At 74.5% G+C, this 1,075-nt stretch carries 1 protein-coding gene; it reads left to right on the plus strand.

Annotated features, from left to right (window positions below; genetic code table 11):
- Window positions 1–1,075: heterodisulfide reductase-related iron-sulfur binding cluster (locus tag ASF38_RS18785; protein WP_255353801.1), on the plus strand; the 1,075-nt coding region annotated here is incomplete at both ends.

The following is a 1,075-nucleotide window of genomic DNA, read 5'->3' on the forward strand; positions in this document are numbered from 1 at the left end:
GAACGAGTACGCCGAGTTCGGCGTCGAGCTCGAGGTCGTGCACCACACGCAGCTGCTCAACCGCCTCGTGCGCGAGGGCAGGCTGACGCCGGTGGCCGGCAAGGCCGGTGCCGCCGCGGCCGAGCCCGAGAAGACGATCACCTACCACGACCCCTGCTTCCTCGGCCGCCACAACCAGGTCTACGAGGCGCCGCGCGAGCTGCTCAGCGTCATCCCCGGCGCGAAGTTCGCCGAGATGCCGCGCAACTCCGAGCGCTCCTTCTGCTGCGGCGCCGGTGGCGCGCGCATGTGGATGGAGGAGAACCTCGGGTCGCGGATCAACGTGAACCGCACGCAGGAGGCCGTGGCCACCGGTGCCGACCAGATCGCCGTGGGCTGCCCGTTCTGCCGCGTCATGCTGTCGGACGGCCTGACCGCCCAGCAGGCGGCCGGCGAGGCCCGCGAGGAGGTCGAGGTCCTCGACGTCGCGCAGATGCTGCTCGCCGCCGTGAAGCGGGCTCCCGAGCCGACGGCCGAGGAGTCCGCCGACGTCGTCGACGAGGCCGAGGCGGCCACCGCCGCGGCCGCGGCGGCCGGGTCCTCCGACCAGGCCACGGACGCCGAGCCCGACGCGACCGACCAGGCCGACGACGCCTCGATCAGCGACACCGAGGACGCCGCGCCGGCCGCGGACGCCCACGAGGAGCCCGAGGGGACCGACGTCCCCGACGACGAGCCGCAGGACGAGCCCGCCACGACGTCGCGCGAGGAGGACGCCGAGGTCGCCGCCAAGCACAACATGGACGTCGACGAGCAGGGTCGCGCCGCCGACACCTCCGGCAACGCCGGCCAGGCGCCCGGTGCGGACGAGGTCGAGGCGGACAACGCCAAGGCCTCTACCGAGAGCGACGAGTCCGGGGACGCGACGCCCGACGAGGCGCCCGCCGCCGAGACGTCGAAGGCCGACGAGACCGGCGCCGACGGTGACGAGGCCGAGACCGAGAAGGACGAGCCCGTCCAGGTCGACGCCCCGCCGCAGCCGGCCAAGCCCGCCACCGACGGCAAGGCCGAGGAGGGTGGGGACGAGCCGAAGGCC

It is taken from the genome of Aeromicrobium sp. Leaf272 (assembly GCF_001422865.1).
Taxonomy (GTDB): domain Bacteria; phylum Actinomycetota; class Actinomycetes; order Propionibacteriales; family Nocardioidaceae; genus Aeromicrobium.